The organism is Methanosarcina barkeri 3, assembly GCF_000970305.1.
In the GTDB taxonomy this organism is placed as follows: Archaea; Halobacteriota; Methanosarcinia; order Methanosarcinales; family Methanosarcinaceae; genus Methanosarcina; species Methanosarcina barkeri_A.
Genome location: NZ_CP009517.1, coordinates 2,289,437 through 2,309,177, shown reverse-complemented (window position 1 = coordinate 2,309,177; position 19,741 = coordinate 2,289,437). Strand labels below are relative to the sequence as shown.

The window sequence follows — 19,741 nt, the reverse complement described above, 5'->3', positions numbered from 1 at the left end:
GTACACATGGCAAATAAATTAAAAAAGTATTCAATTCTCTTACTATTGATTATCGGGCTTGTGTTCCTGGGAATTGGATGTACCGGAACTAAAAACAACGAAGGATCTTCTGCAGAAAATGTTACTGGTGCTGAACCTCCTTCTGCAGAAAACGTTAGTGGTGCTGAATCTGCAAGTATTCTCTTGAAAGGCTCTGATACGGTTCTGCCTCTTGCACAGGCTGAAGCTGAAGAATTCATGGCTGAAAACTCTGGGAAAAGCGTAACAGTTACCGGAGGCGGATCCGGAGTTGGAATTGCTGCTCTTATTGACGGTGAAGTAAATATTGCTCCGGCATCCAGAGAAATGACAGATGACGAAATTAAATCTGCTGAAGCAAAAGGAATCAATCCTGTAGAGACTACTATTGCCTATGACGGCATTACTGTAATTGTAAATCCTTCTAATTCTGTTTCTAACCTTACCTTTGACCAGCTACGTGGTATCTACAACGGAAGCATCAGCAACTGGAAAGAAGTTGGCGGAGCGGATGCACAAATTGCTGTAATTTCAAGAGACAGCAGTTCCGGAACTTATAAAGACTTCCAGAAGGATGTTTTGCAAGGTGATGAATACCGACCTGATGCTCTTATTCAGCCTGCTACTGGAGGCATAGTTACTGAGGTCTCCCAGAATACCAACGCAATAGGGTATATCGGTTTTGCGTACATCGACAGCAGTATAAAGGCACTAAGCCTGAATAATGGTAATGGGTCTGTAGCTCCAACTGAAGAAAGTATACTTAATGGTTCATACCCGCTTTCAAGATCCCTTTACTTCTATACCGATGGAGAGCCTTCAGGCTTGACAAAGGAATTTACTGATTTTGTGTTGAGCGAAAAAGGGCAGAGCATTGTAAGTACAGTCGGGTATATCCCATTAAAAAAGTAAAACAACTGCTAAAAACATTTAAGGGATAAAATGCTAAGCAGAAATTATAAGGAAAAAACAATCGAATGGACTCTATTTTCAGTCAGTGTCCTTACGGTTGTTATTCTCTTCCTTATATGTCTTTTTTTATTCAGAGACGGTTTACTTCTTTTTAAGGATACGTCTCTTATGGATTTCCTTACAGGAAAGTTCTGGTATCCGACATCAATAAACAGGCAATTTGGGCTGTTACCTCTGTTTTTCGGGTCTCTTATTGTTACTGCCGGCGCTATCATTTTTGCTGTTCCTCTGGGAGTTGCTGCTGCTATATATATTTCTGAAATCGCTGATCCACGGATTGCAGATTTTCTGAAACCGTTTATTGAAATTCTCGCAGGAATTCCTTCTGTTGTATTTGGGTTTTTTGGGCTCGTTATACTGGTTCCAATTATACAAGATAGCTTTAGCCTGCCAACCGGCCAAACTGCTCTTACGGGCTCTATTATGTTGGGAATTATGGCGCTCCCTACGATTATCACTATTTCAGAGGATGCTATAAGTTCTGTTCCCGGTACTCTCGAACAGGGTTCGCTTGCTCTTGGGGCTACAAAGTGGCAGACGATATACAAAGTCATAGTTCCTGCAGCACTATCGGGAATCTCAGCGGCTGTAATGCTTGGTATAGGAAGAGCTATAGGAGAGACTATGACCCTTATGATGGTTACTGGAAATACTGCAGTAATTCCTTCTTTTCCAGAGGGTTTTCTAGCTTCTGTAAGGACAATGACCGCCACAATTGCACTTGAAATGGGTGAAGTTCCTCAAGGAAGTACTCACTTCCATGCTCTCTTTGCGGTCGGATCCGTACTTTTTATCATAACTTTCCTGATTAACCTGATTGCGGATTCAATCAAAAAGCGATATCGGTTCAAGGTGGATTGAGCATGGAGCTAAATGCAGAAGTAAAAGAAAGTGATCATAAAGCGACCAGGGTTCAGGGAGGGCTGAATTTTAGACTTAATGCAAAGACAAGCGAAAAGATCGCCTTTGCGTTTCTTGGCCTTTCAGTACTGATAGTAGTAGGGTTTGTGCTAGTTATCCTTGCTTATATTGTTTACAATGGATATGGTGCAATTAACATTGGGTTCCTTACTGAAATGCCCAGACTTATGATGACTCAAGGTGGAATCTATCCGGCAATTGTAGGTACCTTATACCTCATCATAGGCTCCATGACTGTGGCTCTTCCTGTTGGAGTTATGGTGGCTATATACCTTAATGAGTATGCAGGAGAAACCCGGACAACCTGGCTAATTGAGATGGCAATCAACAACCTTGCAGGAACTCCTTCTGTTGTCTTCGGGCTTTTTGGGCTTGCGTTGTTTGTAAAATATTTTGGTTTTGGTCCTTCTCTGTTGGCGTCCTCTCTAACACTTTCTCTCCTTATTCTGCCTGTTATTATCCGTGCTACTGAGGAAGCCTTGCTTACGGTTCCTAAAGAATATCGGGAATCGTCTCTTGCACTTGGGGTCAGTAAATGGCAGACTATCCGGCATGTAGTGCTGCCAGCTGCCATACCCGGAATTGTTACGGGATCAGTGTTGAGTATAGGGAGGGTTGCAGGAGAAACCGCTCCTATTCTCTTTACAGGCGTAGCTTATTTTTTACCAAGGCTGCCTGATTCGGCCTATTCGCAATTTATGGCGCTCCCTTACCACCTTTTCGTGCTTGCAACAGCAGGGACAAATATTGCAAAAACCAGGTCTATTCAGTATGGAACAGCTCTGGTTCTGTTGATTATCGTCCTGGGTTTAAATTTTGTAGCTGTTCTGATTCGCAGGCATTACCGGAAAAAATTGAAAGTTTAATAAGAGTTTCACTAACGACTCATCATGATTTATGTGATAGTGAGGTACTTAAATGACTGAAGGTATTCAAAACGTATCTAAACCTCAGATAAAAGTAGAAAACCTTAATCTGTGGTATGGGGAGAAACAGGCGCTTAAGAACGTCTCCATGCATATCCCTAGAAATAGTATAACCGCTCTTATAGGTCCTTCAGGCTGTGGCAAGTCCACCTTTATCCGCTGCTTAAACAGGATGAATGATCTTATTAATAACTGTAGAATAGAAGGTAAAGTTACGATAGAAAGCAATAATATCTACGGTCCAGATGTGGATGTTGTTGACCTTAGAAAAAGTGTAGGCATGGTTTTCCAGAAACCCAACCCTTTCCCTATGTCGATTTATGATAATGTAGCTTATGGGCCGCGTATCCACGGTGCAAACAGAAAAGATCTTGACGGTATTGTCGAACGGGCTCTTCGTTCGGCTGCAATCTGGGATGAAGTTTCAGACAGGCTCAAGTCTCCTGCTCTCTCTCTTAGTGGAGGACAACAACAAAGACTTTGCATTGCCAGAACTCTGGCAGTAAAACCAAAAATAATTCTTTTTGATGAACCCACAAGTGCTCTTGATCCTATTTCTACCTTAAGGATTGAAGATCTGACAACGGATCTTAAAAAAGATTATACTATAGTAATCGTAACTCATAATATGCAGCAAGCAGCGAGGATATCAGACTATACCGGTTTTTTCCTTATGGGGGAATTGATTGAGTTCGGCCAGACCAAGCAGATTTTCCAAAATCCAAGGAAGAAGAGTACTGAGGATTATATTACAGGCAGGTTTGGGTGATTTTAATGGCTCGAGAACAATATGTGAAGCAGCTGGATCTGCTTAAGGAGTCTGTACTTTCTCTCGGAGAAATGGTGGAACTGATTTTCAGGGACTCGATGACTTCAGTTCTAAATCTCGATGTTAGGCTTGCTGAAAAAACACTTGCCCTTGAGCCAGAAGTGGATAAACTTGAAGAAGATATTGAGGCTTCGGTTTTTGATCTGCTTGCTCTTCAGCAGCCGATGGCAAGCGATCTTCGGCTTGTAGTATCCACTCTGAAGATCACGGCAGACCTGAGAAGAATTGTGGGATTATCAATAAATATTGCCAAAATCCCGGGAAGAATGGAGGGCGGACATGTAAAACCGCTTATAGATACGAAAAAAATGGCAGATGCCGCCGCATTTATGCTTGAGAATTCCCTCAAGGCTTTTGAGACCCAGGATGTCGAACTTGCAAGAGCAGCAGCGAGAAGGGATGAAGAGGTCGATAAACTCTTTTACGCAGTCTGGGTCGAACTTATCGAAATGATGGCAAAAGATACAAGTATAATCTCAAGAGCTACAAATTTACTTTTCCTAATCCGTTACCTTGAAAGAATTGCAGATCACTGCTGCAACATCTGTGAAAGCGTAGTCTATCTTGCTACGGCTGAGAGAGTCAAACTGAACTGAAAAGGTTTTTTTTCTTTTTCTTTTCCTCATTTCTTTCTTTTTTTAACTAACCACTTCCTGTTCTCGCTGATGTAGAAGTTTTAAGTACGTTTATAAGCATATAGACGCCCATGCCTGATATTCTTATAAAAAATACAAGAATTTATTATAATAATTCGCTTCAGCCTGCTGAAATCGTTATTGAGGATGGCAAAGTTACTAAAATAGGAAAAGATCTCAGGGTCTCAAGCTCGGATATGATAATAGACGCAGGAGGTGCTCTTACTTTACCTGCCGGGATTGATGTACATGTCCATTTCAGAGAGCCCGGCATGACCTCGAAAGAAAACTGGTATACTGGTTCGTGTGCGGCCGCTGCAGGAGGAATTACTACTGTCATTGATCAGCCTAATACCGTGCCTCCGACAACAAATAGACGAACATTCGAACAAAAGCTCAAACTTGCCAGAGGAAAATCTATTGTTGATTTTGGAATCAATGGTGGGGTAACAGGCAATATTGAGAAGTTAGAAGAACTCTGGAAACTGGGAGTTACTGCTTTTGGGGAAATCTTCATGGCCGAGTCTACAGGCGAACTAAATATTAATGAAGAAACCTTTGAAGAAGCACTTGCTGAAATTAAACGTCTCAGTGCACTTGCGACCATCCACGCTGAAGATGAGAAAATGCGCCTTGAGCTGGAAGGACTGTTAAAAGGAGATGTTTCTTGTGACTACCATTCAAAAGTACGCCCTAACGCATGTGAGGCTGTCGCTGTTCAAAAAGCCCTGGAGCTTGTTTCCAAACTGGAAGTAAGAGCTCATCTCTGCCACGTGAGTACGCTTGAAGCGATGGGTATTATACGCAAGGAAAAATATCTTGCAAGAAAGGAAAATAAAGAACCTCTTTTTACCTGTGAAGTCACTCCTCATCATCTTTTCCTTTCTACACGCGATTGGGAAAGACTCCGTTCTTTTGGAAAAATGAATCCTCCTCTACGTGGAAGTAATAGTATCAAAGCTCTTGTAAACGGGATTAACGATGGAACTGTTGACATAGTAGCTTCGGATCATGCCCCTCATCTGGAGTCTGAAAAAGATGTCGATATAAGAGCTGCTCCTTCAGGGGTGCCCGGAGTCGAGACTCTCATGCCTCTTATGCTTGCTGCAGTGAGAAAAAATATCCTGCCGCTTTCACGGATGATCATGCTTACAAGCTGGAATCCGGCAAAAGCCTTTGGGCTGGATCGCAAATCCAAAGGCAGGCTTGAGGTAGGTTTTGATGCAGATTTGATCATTGTAAATCCTCGAGAGCTCCGCCCTATAAAAGCCGAGTTCCTGCACAGTAAAGCTGGCTGGACTCCTTTTGAAGGCATGGAAGGTGTTTTTCCCGAGTACACTCTCTCAAGAGGTGAAGTAATCTGGATTGAAGAATCAATTAATGCGAAACCCGGAAGAGGGAACTTCCTAGAGGGTAGGGGAAAAAGATCCGAGGAGGAAGAAGCTCTTGAAGAGGATAGCGAAATTCAGGACTAAGAAAAAGGTTTTGAGATTACATGGGGAAGCTTAAGGTGATATATTTTACATGAAAAATTCTAGACAAGGAGTTTTAAATAAAAAACTTTAATTGGATTTTTAACTGAGAATTTTTAACTGAGAATATTTGGCAAATATGAAAAAGCTAAAAACCAAGTTTCTAAAAAACTGGGATAACAAAAGTCGGAATAACAAAAGCCAGAACAGCGAAAATCAGAACAGCGAAAGTCAGAACGGTGAAAGTCAGAACGGTGAAAGTTGAAATAATATTATAGGGGCCTTGAAATACTTATGTAGTATTATAAGGCCCTGCAAATTTATACATCAATCTTAATAAAAATCAACTGAGTCAAGCTGGGACTGCAAAAGTTCCTGATGCTTTTTTTCCAGGAACTTGTATACTGCACCGTGAGTAGCTCCATCAAGCAGCATCCTTATAGCTGTCCTAATTATAATGTTTTGTTCAGGGTGTCCAAGTATGGACACGGTTTTTCCATAGATTGATATCTTAACATTTATCAGGGTTTCTGCAAGTTCTCTCGTTCTTCCGTTTCTTCCTATTATCCGACCCTTTATCCGCTGAAGTTCTTTTGGAGTTGTAGCAACATCGGAAAGGTCGATAATATCAAGCATAAGCATCTCATCATCCAGAAGTTCAAGAGCTTTCTCAGGACTGAAACCTCTTCCTATCGCTTTTATAGTTTCAAGAACCCTGAACTCTTTTAGTGGATCTTCCTCACAGGTAATATCTATCTTTCCACTTTCGCTATCTATTTCAAGCTGGCACGCGGTTTTTTCCTCGATAAGCTTTTTTATTTCTCCCTTAGGGCCTATGACTACTCCGACTCTTTCTTTGGGAATTTTGACATACTGAGTCATATTATTCCACCTGTATTTTTTTAAATAGCTCTTCAGGTTTGTCCTTTATCCCATAGCGGCTGAAGAACCTGAGTATATTTTGTACGTCCCTGTAAAGGAACTCCCGGGCATTAGGGTGCTCCAGGGTTACGGACTGCCCCATATCAATGAATATGGGAGTCAGGTTGTTCGGGTCGATCAGGATATTATACTCGCTCAGATCGGCATGTACAAGGTTTGCTTTTTTATATAGGAGGCGCATGTATTCAACGATGGTATCAAAAATACTCTTTGCTTCCTCGTTTTCAAGATGCGTGTTTTTGAGGAGGGGGTAAGATACCTCTTTTTCTCCCATAAACTCCATGATAAGAATATTCTTCTCGGCAAGTATGGGTTCCGGAACCCGGACTCCTGCATTTTTTGCACGTTTCAGGTTCTGAAGTTCCTTGCGTGTCCATGCAAAAATAATATCCCGTTTGTTATTTCGAATGTTTGTGAAGCGAGGATCCTTCATAATGTAGGCGTCCATAGCTTTGAAGGTACTGCTTGCAATCCTGTATATTTTTATAGCCAGCTCTTTATCCGGGCCTTCGGCATAGAATACATTTGCTTCTTTTCCAGTACTGATAGCTCCACCCATTGCTTTTATTACACCCTTGTTGGATAGAGTATAAAGAATTTTAAGAGTGGGTACATCGAACACATTTTCTTCTACTTTTAGCCGTTCGGAGTCCTTCTCCCTGGCCCTAGATTTATCTTTAGCGCTATCAATACGCCTTATTTTTTTTTCCTGATCCATTCCCATTTTATCCTTTCAGGTATCCTTTTCTCTCAAGCCAGTCTACCTGCGGCCTTGTATATTTCCAGATTACATCTGCCTTTTCGTTCTGGAACTCCCAGGGTACGACAATAACGACGTCTCCCTCTCTTATCCAGGTTTTTTTCTTCATTGAACCCGGAATCCTTCCCATACGAACGACCCCATCCATGCAACGGAGTCTCAGGCGGTTTGCACCCAGGAGACTCTCAACAGTTGCCAGGATCTCGTTATTTTCCCTGCGTGGTGTGCGTATTCTTGTAACAGTTTCTTCCGTTGCAGGCTTGTTTTTGGATGTAGGTTTCTTTAAGTCTGCCAGTTTGATACCTCATTATTACAGTTTATATTATAGTTATATTTTTTATTTTTATACTCTTAAATCCCTTATATATCGTTTTTTCGAGTTTTAAGGTTATTCGTCTTGCAGCTTTCAACTTTCTGCTATTATTTTAATGCTACGCTTTTTTGATTTCTTTTACTCTCTCTTCATTATTATTTTTTTCTAGGCGTTCGGTCAGGCGACAGGTATATATATTGGATATTCCGTTGTATGTTCCACGCGCAAAACAAGCGTGGATCGCTCTTGAATTTGTAGTTTGAGAGTGAAAATCAGGGATTTTGCAAAACAAATTTTCATTCTTTGTTTTTTCCAAGTGTTCCTGAATAAAAAGTTTTATATACTAAAACTGATGTATATGTGTTTCCTGTTTCAGCATGAATTTATTGTGCTGGACGGTTTTTCTCATAGTCATCTAGTCAAGGTCTCTTCTTCATTTGAAGGGGAATAGGTACCTTTAAATACTATGAGCACATAACTATAATTTCCTGCATTATAAATGCAGCAATTACTGTTCATTAATAATGGAGTCAGGAGTTTTTTCCTGTCTGACGAGGATTTTGTCGGTTCGGTTAATTCTGGGCGGTGAGAGTTTTTCATAACACATCATCGCGAAACTGAAATAACTGAATTGATAGTTGTTAGTGCAAGTTTCTGCGACCAAGACCTTTAATTTTGAAGTGTGCGATACATTAACAATTCTGGTTGATCCTGCCAGAGGTTACTGCTATCGGTGTTCGCCTAAGCCATGCGAGTCATATGTTCTTCGTGAACATGGCGTACTGCTCAGTAACACGTGGATAACCTGCCCTTGGGTCCGGCATAACCCCGGGAAACTGGAGATAATTCCGGATAACGCACATATGCTGGAATGCTTTATGCGTAAAATGGATTCGTCTGCCCAAGGATGGGTCTGCGGCCTATCAGGTAGTAGTGGGTGTAATGTACCTACTAGCCAACAACGGGTACGGGTTGTGAGAGCAAGAGCCCGGAGATGGATTCTGAGACATGAATCCAGGCCCTACGGGGCGCAGCAGGCGCGAAAACTTTACAATGCGGGAAACCGTGATAAGGGGACACCGAGTGCCAGCGTCATACGCTGGCTGTCCAGGTGTGTAAAATACACCTGTTAGCAAGGGCCGGGCAAGACCGGTGCCAGCCGCCGCGGTAACACCGGCGGCCCGAGTGGTGATCGTGATTATTGGGTCTAAAGGGTCCGTAGCCGGTTTGGTCAGTCCTCCGGGAAATCTGATAGCTCAACTATTAGGCTTTCGGGGGATACTGCCAGACTTGGAACCGGGAGAGGTAAGAGGTACTACAGGGGTAGGAGTGAAATCTTGTAATCCCTGTGGGACCACCTGTGGCGAAGGCGTCTTACCAGAACGGGTTCGACGGTGAGGGACGAAAGCTGGGGGCACGAACCGGATTAGATACCCGGGTAGTCCCAGCCGTAAACGATGCTCGCTAGGTGTCAGGCATGGCGCGACCGTGTCTGGTGCCGCAGGGAAGCCGTGAAGCGAGCCACCTGGGAAGTACGGCCGCAAGGCTGAAACTTAAAGGAATTGGCGGGGGAGCACAACAACGGGTGGAGCCTGCGGTTTAATTGGACTCAACGCCGGACAACTCACCGGGGACGACAGCAAAATGTAGGCCAGGCTGAAGACCTTGCCTGAATCGCTGAGAGGAGGTGCATGGCCGTCGCCAGTTCGTACTGTGAAGCATCCTGTTAAGTCAGGCAACGAGCGAGACCCGTGCCCACTGTTACCAGCATATCCTCCGGGATGATGGGTACTCTGTGGGGACCGCCGGTGTTAAATCGGAGGAAGGTGCGGGCCACGGTAGGTCAGTATGCCCCGAATTTCCCGGGCTACACGCGGGCTACAATGAATGGGACAATGGGTCCCTCCCCTGAAAAGGGCTGGTAATCTCACAAACCCATCCTTAGTTCGGATCGAGGGCTGTAACTCGCCCTCGTGAAGCTGGAATCCGTAGTAATCGCGTTTCAATATAGCGCGGTGAATACGTCCCTGCTCCTTGCACACACCGCCCGTCAAACCACCCGAGTGAGGTATGGGTGAGGGCACGAACTTCGTGTCGTGTTCGAACCTGTGCTTTGCAAGGGGGGTTAAGTCGTAACAAGGTAGCCGTAGGGGAATCTGCGGCTGGATCACCTCCTAAGCATAAAAAACCCACCACCCAGATGCCGATAAACCGACAAAACCTCACCATTAAAATCATCGATCATAATACAATGATCGTCTACTTATCAAACTCATTAAATGCACCCGGGAAGTAAATTTCCGGGGAAGGACGGATTGCCTGTGTTGACATGCAGGTACATGAAGTCATGTATAGGTGCTGTATACTGGACGCTTACTGGACCTGGTTAGGATACACAGGAATTATGCTATCAGGTGGATGGCTCGGCTCAAGAGCTGATGAAGGACGTGCCAAGCTGCGATAAGCCCGGGGTAGGTGCAAGGAGCCTATGAACCCGGGATCTCCGAATGGGACCTCTCCATAGTGATCAGTAATGATCGGGAACGCTCCGAATTGAAACATCTCAGTAGGAGCAGGAAAAGAAATCAAACGAGATACCGTGAGTAACGGCGAGTGAAAACGGCACAGTTCAAACCGAATCCCTTCACAGGGAAATGTGGTGTTGTAGGGCTGTTCAAACGTCTGGCGGCTAAACAGAACTTGCCTGAAACGGCAGACCATAGAGTGTGACAGTCACGTATGTGTAAACCAATAGACCGGAACATGTCCCTGAGTACCGTGCGTCGGATATCGTGCGGGAATCCGGGGGGCACCAACCTCCAAAACTAAATACTACTTGAGACCGATAGCGAAATAGTAGGGTGACCGAACGCTGAAAAGTACCCCGAGAAGGGAGGTGCAAAGTGCCTGAAACCTGATAGTGATGGAACGATACGGCATGAAAGGAACTTTGATATGAAGGAAACATTCGCGAGAATGCTGTACGAATATCACTGCCAGTGTCGTATCTTACGTTTTGAAGAACGGGCCAGGGAGTTTATCTTGGTGGCAATGGCTAACCTTATATTTGGGCAGCCGAAGCGAAAGCAACATGTGCGCAGCCTTCGGGCGAGGCACGACGTATACAAGTGCGTGGAGTCACCGGGGTAAGACCCGAAGCCGGGTGATCTAGGCGTGGGCAGGTTGAAGCGTGGCGAAAGCTACGTGGAGGACCGCAAGCGGTGTTGATCTGCAAATCATTCGTGTGACCTGCGTCTCGTAGTGAAATGCTAATCTAACCCGGCATCCGCTGGTTCCTTCCGAAACATGTCGCAGCATGACCTGACTGGAGATCGTCGGTGGAGTAGAGCACTGATTAGCGGTTCCGGGGGGGAAACCCCTCGCCCGCCTGTCAAACTCCAAACCCACCGTCATCGTAGAAAGTCGGAGTCCGGACTGCTGGGGTAAGCTTGTAGTCCGTAAGGGAGACAACCCAGCCCGTGGTTAAGGTCCCCAAGTGTCGACTAAGTGTAAACGCTAAAGGGCGTCCCAAGCCCAAGACAGCTGGAAGGTTAGCTTAGAAGCAGCTACCCTTCAAAGAGTGCGTAACAGCTCACCAGTCGAGGTTTGGGGCCCCGAAAATTGACGGGGCTCAAGTCGACCACCGATACCACGGAGTACCGAAAGGTAATCTCGTAGGAAGGCGTTGCGTTCGGACTGAAGCAGGGCTGTGAAGTCCTGTGGACCGTTCGCAAACGAAAATCCTGGTAATAGTAGCAGCAAAGCAGGGTGAGAATCCCTGCCGCCGAAGGGGCCAGGTTTCCTCGGCAATGATCGTCAGCCGAGGGTTAGTCGGTCCTAAGACGTACCGTAACTCGAGTACGCCGAAAGGGAAACAGGTTAATATTCCTGTACCATTTAGCAATCCGTCTGACGTCTCAGGGCAGGCCGAGCGGCGTCGTCGCGCCGTCTAAGCAGCGAACCCCGTGGAGAGCCGTAATGGCGAGAAGCGGGCGAATCTGTTATGGCTAAAGTCGGCTGCACCCAGGGACCCGTGAAAAGGCCGCTAAATGTCCGTACCGAGATCTGACACTGGTGCCCCTAGCTGAAAAGGCTAAGGCGTGTCGGAGTAATTCAGTTAAGGGAATTCGGCAAATTAGCTCCGTAACTTCGGGATAAGGAGTGCCTGCTGTGAAGACAGCAGGTCGCAGTGACCAGGGGGCTCTAACTGTCTAATACCAACATAGGAGATTGCAAACCCGTAAGGGCTAGTACAATCTCTGAATCCTGCTCAGTGCAGGTACCTGAAACCCCGGCTCAACGGGAAGAAGGGCCTGTAAACAGCGGGGGTAACTATGACCCTCTTAAGGTAGCGTAGTACCTTGTCGCTTAATTGGCGACTTGCATGAATGGATCAATGAGAGCCCCACTGTCCCTAACTGGAATCCGGTGAAGCTTACATTCTAGTGCACAGTCTAGAGACCTCTAGGGGGAAGTGAAGACCCCGTGGAGCTTTACTGCAGCCTGTCGCTGGGTTGTGGTTCTGGATGTACAGAGTAGGTAGGAGGCGTCGAAGCGGGTGCGCCAGCATCCGTGGAGCCACAATTGGGACACTACCCTTCTGGGACTACGACCCTAACTCTGAGAAGAGGACCCCGATAGGTGGGCAGTTTGCCTGGGGCGGGACGCCCTTGAAAAGATATCAAGGGCGCGCAATGGTTGACTCAAGTGGGTCGGAAACTCACTGAAGAGTGCAAGAGCATAAGTCAGCCTGACGTTATTCAGCATAGCAGTGGATGACGAGACGAAAGTCGGCTCTAGCGAACTTTTGAGCCTCCTTGGTGGGGGCCAAAAATGACAGAAAAGTTACCCCGGGGATAATTGAGTCGTTGCCGGCAAGAGTACATATCGACCCGGCAGCTTGCTACCTCGATGTCGGTTCTTTCCATCCTGGCCGTGCAGCAGCGGCCAAGGGTGAGGTTGTTCGCCTATTAAAGGAGATCGTGAGCTGGGTTTAGACCGTCGTGAGACAGGTCGGTTACTATCTACTAGAGGTGTTTGAGGTCTGCGGGTAAGCTGCTTTTAGTACGAGAGGAACCAAGCAGCGGCGCCCCTGGTGTACCGGTTGTCTGACAAGGCATCGCCGGGCAGCTACGCGCTTCGGAATAAGAGCTGAATGCATCTAAGCTCGAAATCTTTCCTAAAAAGAGACCTCATTAAGGATTCCGGTAAAAGACCGGTTTGATAGAAACGGGATGTAAGCACCAAGGCAACGAGGTGTTCAGTCCGCGTTCACTAATTATCCGTTCCTTTCCAAGTCAGGTCCAGGCGAAATCCAGTAATGCAGCACTTTATACATGACTTTTCCTTTTCCAATCCTTCTTATATGTTGAGTATGGCGGCCATAGCGGCAGTGCAACTCCTGTACCCATCCCGAACACAGTAGATAAGCCTGCCCGCGTTCCTTACTGTACTGAAGTGTGCGAGCCTTCGGGAACTCTGGATCGCTGCCATGCTCACCTTATAATACTTTACTTTTCCATGGCTTTTTTAAAAATTAGTTCTTTTAGATTATTGTATATTTTGATTCTTGCATATATCAAATTTTAATTCTTTTATATCTTAAATTTTGATTCTAGCATATTTCTTAAGTTATTTTTACGCTTTTGTATACTCAATCTGTGAAATTTGCTTACTCTTTGTTGCTTTTTTAGTACTTAATCCATTTTCAAAGTGTTTTTGATTATTGTATGCCACTTTTCTAATACTGATTTTATGTAACGGTTTTTAACATTGATTTTATGTAAGGGGTTTTAATGTTGATTTTCTGTAAGGGATTCAGGTTTCTTGATAACGTCCTTTTAAAATTGTTTTATTTGCTATGGTACGTTGTCCTTCTCATCTTTCACGACTAGTAAGGATGTTTTACGCAACGGGTAGCAATGGAATAACATGAGACAGGTAAGTGAAGATCTGATAAAGAATCTACATCTCCAAAGTTGAGATCGACAAATTGTGTTTATTCATCAAAAATGTACTTGGAGAAGAATATGAATTTACTAAAAGGATGAGTGTTAATAACTAAAAAATAAAACGATATCAGCTAATTAATATAGGTACATAAGTAAAAAATAAAAAAGAATTTATCTGAAGGATTTAGTTAAAGGTAAATCCAAATGGTAAATTATCAAAGTTTGAGAGAGGGTCTGAATACCTCTGAACAATATTTGTCGAAGATCTGGTCTTCAACCTGCTCGAATAACTTTTTGTAATCTTTCGATTTAGGATCGTGCTTGCTCATAGTTTTCTTAACTTCAGCATTCATCTTATCAAGAGTTTTCTGGTCGAAACCTTCCGTGTTCTCCATAGTAAACATAAAAATCATACTCTGAAATTGCCTTATTTAGGCACTACATTTTTAAGTCGTTAGTCCTTATTACCGACATAATATTGCTGTACAATTTAATACTTAATTCGTAAATATTTAATATATAAACATATTAGTCCGGTAATTTACTCAACATTATTGATAGATTTCCAAAAAATTTGAAAACATATTCATTCAATAATTATAAGTTTTATATTATTTATCTAATATATTAGCTTTCTCTTTTTAAATCAGACTTCGTATGTACTATATAAAAACACAATCTCAAAATTCTAACATTAGAACTTTAGAAAGTCTGTTATATTACATAACCGTTAATTCAAATATATTTCAAATAACAAATTACCTATTTGGTTACTCATATAAATATTTTACACTTATGTAATGTCCCACAGGGTTTATACCTTGTTACATTAAGTATATGAATATATAATGATTGCCTGACTCCATGAAAAGGAACCTGACAGATATTTACCCTCAGAGAAACTTAAATACAGGGTTTCTAAAAGATCTTTCTTGTCTTTAAGAAGAGGGCAAGTCTTTCGCAGTCGAATATTTTATCTGGTTTATGGGTTAATTTTATTAGCTCTTCGGAGTACTATAGTAATATAGAGACATAGAAAAGTATTCGAGTTGATAACAAAGTGCGACCAGTCTCACAAAGAGTGAACGCGAAAAAAACTCATGAAAATAATACCGAGTTTGGAAAATCTACCTCCGAGCTTCTGATTCTGAAGCCTGAAGGTTATCCGTTAAGCGGCATGATGGACGAATATCCTGTTATTGAAAATCGGGATGTTTTTGAGTTCTATGCCAGGGAACAGTGGAACGGCTATGTTGCTCGTAAGGGAGATTATCTCTTTGACCGCCGGATGTTCCCGGATTTTGCTTATCGCATCATAGATGTGGAACCTGCAGAATCCATAATAGGAAGTTCAACTTCAATTATTGTAACTGAAGAAGAAAATGGGCTTCCTTCCTCGGCAGAAATAAAGAGTAGCGTTAAGTTTGAGGACGTAATCGGGCAGGAACTTGCAAAGCAAAAGTGCAGGCTGATCGAACGCTTCCTTGAAGAACCTGAACGCTTTGGGAAATGGGCGCCAAGAAATATCCTTTTTTTCGGGCCTTCAGGTACCGGAAAGACCATGCTTGCAAAGGCTCTTGCGAATAAAACCGATGTTCCTATCATTCCTGTTAAAGCTACACAGCTTATAGGGGAATATGTGGGAGAAGGAGCTCGCCAGATCCACCAGCTCTATGACCGAGCAGAAGAGATGGCTCCCTGTATAATCTTTATTGACGAGCTTGATGCCATAGCTCTGGATCGAAAATTCCAGGAGTTAAGGGGAGATGTAAGCGAAATTGTAAACGCTCTTCTGACCGAAATGGATGGTATAGTGGAACGTGACGGAGTATGTACTATCTGCTCCACAAACAGGATCTATTCCCTGGACTCAGCCATAAGAAGCAGGTTCGAAGAAGAAATTGAATTCGTTCTTCCCGGAGAAGAAGAAGTCGTCAAGATATTCGAGTCAAATGTGAAAACCTTCCCCTTGCAGGTAGAGGACTGTAACTTCCGGTTACTTGCAAAGAAAGCAAATGGGCTTTCGGGCAGAGATATTGTGGAAAAAGTCTTAAAAACTGCTCTTCACCAGGCAATTATAGAAGACCGGGAAATAGTAACAAGTAAGGACTTTGAAAATGCGCTTGCGAAACTTGGCAGAAAAGATGCACCTCAGGGGCCTTTTGAACTTTACATTTGAGCTATAGGTGGTACACTGCCGTTAAACTACACTTTTAAGGTACTTATTTTTAAAGTACCTATTTTTTGATGGCTATTCTTGCTGCTCTTGAAAGTAATTGTCTTTAATATCCAACGCATTTTAGAATATTAATGCTATTTGCGTTAGTATAATGCTATTTGCGTTAGTGTAACGCTGTTATCTGCTTCAGTATAATGTTGTTACCTGCTTCAGTATCACGCTTTTACACATTTATCTTCTTTGGCTGAAGATCAGGAATAATTTTATGTACAAAAATCGTTATTTTCTAACAAAACGAGTTTAATGAACTTAACCAAATCTAAAATAAGAATTAAAAGGGACCCCCATGAATGAGATACGTGAAGTTGACCGTTTTGAGTGTAAAGTTGTAAATGTAATTCAAAACCTTATGTGGAAAGGTATAACAGTAGAAGAAAACGGCACAAAAGGCAGAGTATACTTCGGAAGAGTAAATGGTGAACTCAATATTAATCATGGAGACACTCTTTACTTAGGTATCAAACCTGTCTATGAAGTCGAGGACAAAACAATGCATGTCACGCTTTACGATGCTGAGAATAAAAAACTGGATTGGACTCTCGTCTGAGTTATTCTGATCTCGTTGCGATGCAGATTATATCTGCTACAGCTTCTTTTCACTAAAATATCTGATATAAAACTCATGAATGTTTAATTTTTCTCTGAAGATATTTTAAGTTTTTTGCAGCACATTGAGTTATATTCTGTTAGTACATTGAATTATATTCTGTTAGTACATTGAATTATATTCTGTTAGTACATTGAATTATATTCTGTTAGTACATTGAATTATATTCTGTTAGTACATGAATTTTATTCTGTTAGACATTGTTCTAACTTATGTCATTATCATGGAATTATTCCTACTCTTGCTGTTATAACTATAGTTTGTTGAAAAAGAATTAAGCCTTATTTCGACCTGTACGGGACTTCAATTTCCATCAGATCTTCAGCTATAATTACTTTTTCAAACACTTTTTTCGCATCGGTCAGGAGAGGTTCAGCATCATCAGTATAACGGGAACTTATATGGGTAAGGATCAATGTTCTGACCTCAGCTTCCTTTGCAAGGGCAGCGACTTCCCCTGCTGTCGAATGTTTGGACTCTTCAGCCCAATCTGCCATCTCGTCTGCAAAACTGCCATCATGTATCAGCACATCTGCATCCCGGCTGGCTTCAAGAATGGGCTCACAGGGCCTTGTATCTCCACTATATACAATAGTCCGTCCTGGCCTTAAGGTTCCCATTACATCTTCCGATTTTACGAGCTTTCCATTGACTTCTACCATGTTTCCTTTTTGTAATTTTGCGAAAAGAGGACCCGGAGGAATCCCTAGTTCAATTGCCCTTTCCCTGTTAAAACGCCCTGGACGGGGATTTTCTATAAGGGCGTAACCGAGGCTTGAGATGCTGTGTTCGGTTTTTAAAGCTCGGATCACATATTCTTCTCTTTCAACAACATCTCCGGGTTTCAACTGGATGCCTTGAACTTCATACTTAAGGTTGAAGTAGCCAAGAGCTTTAAAAAGTTCAGTAAATTCTATGGTTCCCTCAGGACCGTAGATCAGAAGAGGCTCTTTTCTTCCCATGAAAGACATGGTCTGGATCAGGCCAGGAATTCCCAGAAAATGATCTGCATGGAAGTGGCTGACAAAAATAGAGGACAGGTTCATCATCCCTGTTTTCGCCCGCATCATCTGCTGTTGGGTTCCTTCTCCACAGTCAAACAGGATAAGTTCTCCTTCCCGATTGACCATTACTGCAGACGGATTTCTGTTGCGGGTAGGCAGAGAGCCTCCAGTGCCAAGAAAAATTATGCGAAGCATATCGAACTCACTAACTACTTAAGAGGTATTTATTAATTGCTATAATCTCAACTACCGAATTTCAGGAGCGGAGCCACATACAAGTATAAATATAAATCTATGTATACAAATTACCAGATAAAAGTATGTTAAGATGGGATAGTATTTATTATAAAAGCCCTTTAAACCCTACAGATTTACATTTCTATCAAACCTTCCTTTAGAGACACGCTTTCTTCTCGAAAAATAATTTGTTATCAATCGGGCTCCCCCAGCCAGGACATAAGTTATCCGCTAAAATTTGAAATAAGTGAGAAGAGAGAAAAGTCATCTATCAGGAAATAAAGGAAAAAAGGAACCGTCATCATATGTCAGGAAATTACGGAAAAGTTTACCTTGTAGGTTCGGGTCCAGGTGACCCGGAACTTCTTACCCTGAAAGCCCGCCGTCTGATTGACAATGCTGAAGTAATTGTTTATGACCAGCTTCCTGGAAAAGCTATTCTGGACTCAATGCCAGCAAGTGCGGAAAAGATCGATGTTGGAAAATATGCCGGCAACCACACCATGACCCAGGATGAAATTAATGAAGTGCTTGTGCAAAAAGCAAAAGAAGGAAAGACTGTGGTCAGACTTAAAGGAGGTGATCCCTATGTTTTTGGAAGAGGAGGAGAAGAGGCCGAGGTACTCGTAGCTGAAGGCGTTGAGTTTGAGGTCGTGCCAGGGATTACCTCTGCAATTGCAGTGCCAGCTTATGCCGGAATTCCGGTGACTCACAGGGAAAGTACTTCGATGGTTACTTTCATAACCGGACATGAGGACCCTACAAAGCCTGAGAGCGGACTTGACTGGGAAGTTCTGGCAAAATTCGAAGGAACGATTGTAATTCTTATGGGCGTGAAAATGCTCGGTCGGAACGCAGAGGAGTTAATAAAACATGGCAAAGCCCCGGATACTCCTGTTGCAGTTATTGAAAGAGGGACCAGAGCCGATCAGAGAGTAACTGTAGGGACTCTTGCAAATATCGCCAGCCTGGCAGAAGAAAGAAAAGTAAAGGCGCCAGCTATTACGGTTGTAGGGGATGTTGTACGCCTTCATGAGATTCTCAGGGAACAGCGGACAGGAGCTGACTTCTAACCTGACATGAGAAGACCTGAATATAATAGGAGAAGGTAATATGGCAGAAGAAAAAACACCTGTCCTCGCAATTATGAGGCCGGAAAGCTACAGGGAAAAATCAGAGGCCCTTGCGCAAGATTACGGTTTTGAACCTTTATACGTCCCAATGATCCGGCTTGAAGGCATAAAAGATGAAGGGTTTGAGCCCTTCATACAAAGAGTTCTTGCAGAAGCTTCGGATTATGTAGTCTTTACCAGTGCAAACGGAATAAGTTTTACTCTGGACAAGCTTTCTGAGACTGAAAAGAAAGACTTTATCACAGCGCTTAAAAAAATCAGGGTAATTGCAATCGGGCCTAATACGGAAAAAGAACTTATAAAAATAGGAATTGACAAATCTTTCCTGCCAGGTGACTACAGTTCGGAAGGAATTGTAAAAGCTCTTTGCTCTGAGGTAAAAGGAAAGAAAGTAGATCTTGCCAGAAGCGCTTTTGGGGCTAAGGTCTTAATAGAAGGGCTTGAAAAGTGCGGAGCTACGGTTTATGAAACTCACGTGTACACTCTCAGTATTCCTGAAGGAACAGCTCAGAAAGAGTTGATAGAGCGCACGCTCGCAGGAGAAGTGAACGCTTTTGCTTTTACAAGTTCGATGATGGTTAAAGGCTTTATGAAGCATGCAAAAGGGCTGGGAGCAGAGGAAACTGTAAAAGAGTCTCTTAACAGGGCCGTGGTAGGAGCTATAGGAACGCCTACAGGAAATACTCTGAAGAAATATGGAGTCAATGCAAATGTGATTCCCGATGAGTTTACTTTTGAAGCACTGTTAAAGGCTATAAAGAACCAGCTTTGAGATTTTGAAG

Annotated in this window: 15 protein-coding genes and 3 rRNA genes; 13 read left to right on the top strand and 5 right to left on the bottom strand. The window is 43.2% G+C overall.

From position 1 onward, the window contains the following. Window positions 1-6 precede the first annotated feature (6 nt). From MSBR3_RS09225 to MSBR3_RS09200, 6 genes are all read left to right on the top strand, one after another. A complete protein-coding gene (locus MSBR3_RS09225; protein ID WP_048107687.1) occupies window positions 7-930 on the top strand; it encodes a phosphate ABC transporter substrate-binding protein in 924 nt (307 codons plus the stop codon). Window positions 931-960: 30 nt separating this feature from the next. Beyond that, a complete protein-coding gene (gene pstC, locus MSBR3_RS09220; RefSeq protein WP_048107685.1) occupies window positions 961-1,851 on the top strand; it encodes a phosphate ABC transporter permease subunit PstC in 891 nt (296 codons plus the stop codon). Between the two features lie 2 nt (window positions 1,852-1,853). Then, on the top strand, window positions 1,854-2,777 hold the full coding sequence (gene pstA / locus MSBR3_RS09215) for a phosphate ABC transporter permease PstA (RefSeq protein WP_080942264.1): 924 nt from the start codon (window positions 1,854-1,856) through the stop codon (window positions 2,775-2,777). A 52-nt stretch (window positions 2,778-2,829) separates the two neighbouring features. After that, the gene (pstB, locus tag MSBR3_RS09210; RefSeq protein WP_048107684.1) at window positions 2,830-3,606 is read left to right on the top strand and encodes a phosphate ABC transporter ATP-binding protein PstB; all 777 of its coding nucleotides are present in this window, start codon (window positions 2,830-2,832) and stop codon (window positions 3,604-3,606) included. Between the two features lie 5 nt (window positions 3,607-3,611). Then, complete coding sequence (gene phoU, locus MSBR3_RS09205) at window positions 3,612-4,262, top strand: phosphate signaling complex protein PhoU (protein WP_048107682.1); 651 nt, start codon at window positions 3,612-3,614, stop codon at window positions 4,260-4,262. A gap of 110 nt (window positions 4,263-4,372) precedes the next feature. After that, the gene (locus MSBR3_RS09200; protein ID WP_048107680.1) at window positions 4,373-5,776 is read left to right on the top strand and encodes a dihydroorotase; all 1,404 of its coding nucleotides are present in this window, start codon (window positions 4,373-4,375) and stop codon (window positions 5,774-5,776) included. Between the two features lie 330 nt (window positions 5,777-6,106). On the opposite strand, the gene MSBR3_RS09195 is transcribed toward MSBR3_RS09200, so the two are convergent. Genes MSBR3_RS09195 through eif1A form a run of 3 tightly spaced genes read right to left on the bottom strand, consistent with a single transcriptional unit; the run spans window position 6,107 to window position 7,776 of the window. Continuing rightward, complete coding sequence (locus tag MSBR3_RS09195) at window positions 6,107-6,655, bottom strand: KH domain-containing protein (protein WP_048107678.1); 549 nt, start codon at window positions 6,653-6,655, stop codon at window positions 6,107-6,109. Window position 6,656: 1 nt separating this feature from the next. Continuing rightward, complete coding sequence (locus MSBR3_RS09190; protein ID WP_048107676.1) at window positions 6,657-7,439, bottom strand: serine protein kinase RIO; 783 nt, start codon at window positions 7,437-7,439, stop codon at window positions 6,657-6,659. Between the two features lies 1 nt (window position 7,440). Further along, entirely contained in the window at window positions 7,441-7,776 is a 336-nt protein-coding gene (gene eif1A, locus MSBR3_RS09185; RefSeq protein WP_048107674.1) for a translation initiation factor eIF-1A, read from the bottom strand. Between the two features lie 710 nt (window positions 7,777-8,486). Between eif1A and MSBR3_RS09175 the strand changes: the two genes are divergently transcribed. The 3 genes from MSBR3_RS09175 (at window position 8,487) to rrf (ending at window position 13,283) form a co-directional block, all read left to right on the top strand. Further along, window positions 8,487-9,964 (top strand): 16S ribosomal RNA (locus tag MSBR3_RS09175). A gap of 216 nt (window positions 9,965-10,180) precedes the next feature. Further along, a 23S ribosomal RNA gene (locus tag MSBR3_RS09170) occupies window positions 10,181-13,083 on the top strand. Window positions 13,084-13,161: 78 nt separating this feature from the next. After that, a 5S ribosomal RNA gene (gene rrf / locus MSBR3_RS09165) occupies window positions 13,162-13,283 on the top strand. Together the 16S, 23S and 5S rRNA genes form the textbook arrangement of a ribosomal RNA operon. Before the next feature lie 671 nt (window positions 13,284-13,954). Here rrf and MSBR3_RS09160 read toward each other — a convergent pair. After that, window positions 13,955-14,143, bottom strand: coding sequence for a hypothetical protein (locus tag MSBR3_RS09160; protein ID WP_048107671.1), 189 nt, complete (start codon window positions 14,141-14,143; stop codon window positions 13,955-13,957). A gap of 656 nt (window positions 14,144-14,799) precedes the next feature. Between MSBR3_RS09160 and MSBR3_RS09155 the strand changes: the two genes are divergently transcribed. Together MSBR3_RS09155 and MSBR3_RS09150 are read left to right on the top strand one after the other, a co-directional pair. Beyond that, window positions 14,800-15,918, top strand: coding sequence for an AAA family ATPase (locus MSBR3_RS09155; RefSeq protein WP_048107669.1), 1,119 nt, complete (start codon window positions 14,800-14,802; stop codon window positions 15,916-15,918). A 346-nt stretch (window positions 15,919-16,264) separates the two neighbouring features. Further along, a complete protein-coding gene (locus MSBR3_RS09150; RefSeq protein WP_048107667.1) occupies window positions 16,265-16,525 on the top strand; it encodes a hypothetical protein in 261 nt (86 codons plus the stop codon). 341 nt (window positions 16,526-16,866) lie between these two features. On the opposite strand, the gene MSBR3_RS09145 is transcribed toward MSBR3_RS09150, so the two are convergent. Continuing rightward, window positions 16,867-17,784: a ribonuclease Z gene (locus MSBR3_RS09145; RefSeq protein WP_048107665.1), complete on the bottom strand. Its 918-nt coding sequence runs from the start codon at window positions 17,782-17,784 to the stop codon at window positions 16,867-16,869. Window positions 17,785-18,131: 347 nt separating this feature from the next. Between MSBR3_RS09145 and cobA the strand changes: the two genes are divergently transcribed. Both cobA and MSBR3_RS09135 read left to right on the top strand, forming a co-directional pair. Further along, on the top strand, window positions 18,132-18,899 hold the full coding sequence (cobA, locus tag MSBR3_RS09140) for a uroporphyrinogen-III C-methyltransferase (protein ID WP_048107663.1): 768 nt from the start codon (window positions 18,132-18,134) through the stop codon (window positions 18,897-18,899). A 40-nt stretch (window positions 18,900-18,939) separates the two neighbouring features. After that, window positions 18,940-19,731 carry a uroporphyrinogen-III synthase gene (locus tag MSBR3_RS09135; protein WP_048107661.1) on the top strand — a complete coding sequence of 264 codons (792 nt, stop codon included), beginning with the start codon at window positions 18,940-18,942 and terminating at the stop codon, window positions 19,729-19,731. The last annotated feature ends 10 nt before the right edge of the window (window positions 19,732-19,741 follow it).

Coding starts and splice junctions, on each gene's coding strand:
- MSBR3_RS09225 (WP_048107687.1), top strand. CDS start 7: ATGGCAAATAAATTAAAAAAGTATTCAATTCTCTTACTATTGATTATC.
- pstC (WP_048107685.1), top strand. CDS start 961: ATGCTAAGCAGAAATTATAAGGAAAAAACAATCGAATGGACTCTATTT.
- pstA (WP_080942264.1), top strand. CDS start 1,854: ATGGAGCTAAATGCAGAAGTAAAAGAAAGTGATCATAAAGCGACCAGG.
- pstB (WP_048107684.1), top strand. CDS start 2,830: ATGACTGAAGGTATTCAAAACGTATCTAAACCTCAGATAAAAGTAGAA.
- phoU (WP_048107682.1), top strand. CDS start 3,612: ATGGCTCGAGAACAATATGTGAAGCAGCTGGATCTGCTTAAGGAGTCT.
- MSBR3_RS09200 (WP_048107680.1), top strand. CDS start 4,373: ATGCCTGATATTCTTATAAAAAATACAAGAATTTATTATAATAATTCG.
- MSBR3_RS09195 (WP_048107678.1), bottom strand. CDS start 6,655: ATGACTCAGTATGTCAAAATTCCCAAAGAAAGAGTCGGAGTAGTCATA.
- MSBR3_RS09190 (WP_048107676.1), bottom strand. CDS start 7,439: ATGGGAATGGATCAGGAAAAAAAAATAAGGCGTATTGATAGCGCTAAA.
- MSBR3_RS09160 (WP_048107671.1), bottom strand. CDS start 14,143: ATGTTTACTATGGAGAACACGGAAGGTTTCGACCAGAAAACTCTTGAT.
- MSBR3_RS09150 (WP_048107667.1), top strand. CDS start 16,265: ATGAATGAGATACGTGAAGTTGACCGTTTTGAGTGTAAAGTTGTAAAT.
- MSBR3_RS09145 (WP_048107665.1), bottom strand. CDS start 17,784: ATGCTTCGCATAATTTTTCTTGGCACTGGAGGCTCTCTGCCTACCCGC.
- cobA (WP_048107663.1), top strand. CDS start 18,132: ATGTCAGGAAATTACGGAAAAGTTTACCTTGTAGGTTCGGGTCCAGGT.
- MSBR3_RS09135 (WP_048107661.1), top strand. CDS start 18,940: ATGGCAGAAGAAAAAACACCTGTCCTCGCAATTATGAGGCCGGAAAGC.